General features: G+C 64.4%; 4 protein-coding genes. 2 read left to right on the top strand and 2 right to left on the bottom strand.

Annotation, left to right across the window (positions count from 1 at the left end; translation table 11 throughout):
* Together EN879_RS32180 and EN879_RS32175 are read left to right on the top strand one after the other, a co-directional pair.
* The coding region (locus EN879_RS32180; protein ID WP_127274532.1) for a DUF533 domain-containing protein at nt 1–220 on the top strand (220 nt) is incomplete at its 5' end.
* 257 nt (nt 221–477) lie between these two features.
* Nucleotides 478–1,233, top strand: coding sequence for an SDR family oxidoreductase (locus tag EN879_RS32175; RefSeq protein ID WP_063168939.1), 756 nt, complete (start codon nt 478–480; stop codon nt 1,231–1,233).
* Between the two features lie 101 nt (nt 1,234–1,334).
* On the opposite strand, the gene EN879_RS32170 is transcribed toward EN879_RS32175, so the two are convergent.
* Together EN879_RS32170 and EN879_RS32165 are read right to left on the bottom strand one after the other, a co-directional pair.
* Nucleotides 1,335–1,709, bottom strand: coding sequence for a YciI family protein (locus tag EN879_RS32170; protein WP_013529744.1), 375 nt, complete (start codon nt 1,707–1,709; stop codon nt 1,335–1,337).
* Nucleotides 1,710–1,861: 152 nt separating this feature from the next.
* A partial coding sequence (locus EN879_RS32165) for an aminotransferase class I/II-fold pyridoxal phosphate-dependent enzyme (RefSeq protein ID WP_127274531.1) occupies nt 1,862–2,414 on the bottom strand: 553 nt, incomplete at its 5' end.

Raw genomic sequence — 2,414 nt, 5'->3', positions numbered from 1 at the left:
CAGGCTGGTGGCCGGCGCCAAGACCGATGCGCAGAAGCTCGAACTCTACACGGCGTCGCGCCTGACCATCGATCCCGACACACGCGCCGAGCGCGGTTATCTCGACCTGCTTGCCGGCCGGCTCGGCCTGCCGGACGCGCTGGTCGACCATGTCGAGGCGACGGTTTCGGCGGCCAAGGTGCCGGCCAAGGCCGGGACGTCACCCAATCCGCGCTGGTAGGCCAAAACGGCACAGGGGGCACTTTCCGGGTTAACCGCTCATTAACCCAGCAAGCGCATCATTCAACACAGTCGGATCGGCTTTTCCTCCTCCCAAGCCCGGTTCAGATCAGGGGCGGTCGCCAATGGCCGCCCTTTTTGTCGGTCCGGCCGGATGGACACGCTTGCCATCGCCGCCGTCATTTGCGATGCCTTCCTTTTCGAGCCAACCCCCCAAAATCAGTCGAGCAAGCGCAGCGCTGCCGGAGGACAATAGCCATGACCGAGCAAAGAACCGCCATCGTCACCGGGGCCGGCACGGGCATCGGCAAGAGCGTCGCCACGGCGCTGCTCAGGGCCGGCTGGAACACGGTATTCTGCGGACGCCGCAAATCCGTGCTGGATGCAGCCGTGGCTGAGGCCGGGTCCACCGACGCCAAGGCCCTGGCGGTTGCCTGCGATATCAGCAAGGCAGGCGAGGTCGACGATCTGTTCGAGACCGTGGCGGCGGCCTTCGGCCGTGTCGACCTGCTCTTCAACAATGCCGGCATGGGCTACAAATCGACGCCGATCGACGAGATACCGGTCGAAGTGTGGAACGATATCGTCGGCGTCAACCTCACCGGTTCGTTCCTGTGCGCCCGTGCCGCCTTTGGCGCCATGCGCAAGCAGAAGCCGATGGGTGGCCGCATCATCAACAACGGTTCGGTGTCGGCCTATGCGCCGCGCCCGGGCTCGGTGCCCTACACGGCGACCAAGCATGCCATCACCGGACTGACCAAGACGCTGGCGCTCGACGGTCGGCCCTATGACATCGCCTGCGGCCAGATCGACATCGGCAATGCGCTGACCGACATGGCGCAGCCGATGACGGTCGGTGTGCCGCAGGCCAATGGCTCGATCGCAGCCGAAGCGGTGATGGATGTTCAGCGCGTCGCCGACGCCGTCGTCCACATGGCCAGCCTGCCGCTCGACGCCAACGTGCTGTTCATGACCGTGATGGCGACCAAGATGCCGTTTGTCGGGCGTGGGTGAGCAGCCCGGTTCGCGTAAGCGAATTCATCGTGCCAGTGGCACGATGAAAGGCCGGCGAACGCTGGGACGCTGCGAAGCAGCGGGGACCCAGCCGGATGGTTTTATTTCCCGGCCAGCGGCACGCCGGGCTTGAACAGCAGAATGGGCCTGATCTCGTAAACGGCGGTGGGATTGACGCGGCGAAGGTCGCGGGCGATCGCGATGGCCTCGTCTCGCGTGGCGCAGTCGACGACATAGAGCCCGAGCAACTGTTCCTTGGTTTCGGCGAAAGGACCGTCGATGATCACACCGTCGCCCGGGCCGCGCAGGGTGATGGCATCCTGTGTTGCGCCCAGACGCGCGGACGGCCCCAGCGTGCCTTCCTCATGAAGCCGGGTGTTGATCTTCAGCAGGTCGGCCATAAGTGCTGCATCTTCCTGCGGCGTCAGCGCCTTGATCGCATCTTCCACGTGATAGGCAAGGATTGCGTAGAACATTTTATGTCACCTGCTTCGATCCTGATCCAGGGAGCGTAGCGGTTCCCGACACGCCCGCCCAGCCTTGGCCGTGCGTGTCCGGACAGATCATGACACCATCATTGTCGCCAGCCGCAACCACCCGGAAAGAGGCCACCGGCCTGCTTTGAAGCCTACTTCGCCAGGAACGCTCCGATCCGCTCCAGCGCGCGCAAGATGTTCTCCTCGGAATTGGCGTAGGAGAGCCTGATATAGCCTTCGCCGAGAATGCCGAAATCGGGACCGCCGATCAGCGCCACGCCGGCCTCGTCGAGCAGTGCCGAGGCGAGCTTCTTGGCCTTCCAGCCGGTCTTCGAGACGTTGGGGAAGGCGTAGAACGCGCCCTTGGGCGTGATGCAGGATATGTTGGGCAGGGCGTTCAGTCCCTCGACGACGATCTTCCGGCGGCGGTCGAAGGCGCGCATCATCTCGTCGACGTCGTCCTGCGGGCCGTCGATGGCGGCGATGCCGGCAAACTGGCTCGGCGCGTTGACGCAGGACCAGCAATTGACCGCCAGCTTGCGCACCTTGTCGTAGAGATGGGCGCCCTTGTCGCCATTCGGCCAGATCGACCAGCCCATGCGCCAGCCGGTCATCGCCCAGGTCTTCGACCAGCCGTTGAGCACGATCAGCCGGTCGCGGATTTCGGGAAAGCCGAGCAGCGAGCAATGCGTCTCGCCATCATAG

This window comes from Mesorhizobium sp. M7A.F.Ca.AU.002.02.1.1 (assembly GCF_003998535.1).
In the GTDB taxonomy this organism is placed as follows: domain Bacteria; phylum Pseudomonadota; class Alphaproteobacteria; order Rhizobiales; family Rhizobiaceae; genus Mesorhizobium; species Mesorhizobium ciceri.
The sequence above is the reverse complement of the archived record's forward strand: the minus strand, read 5'-3'. Positions and strand labels throughout refer to the sequence as shown.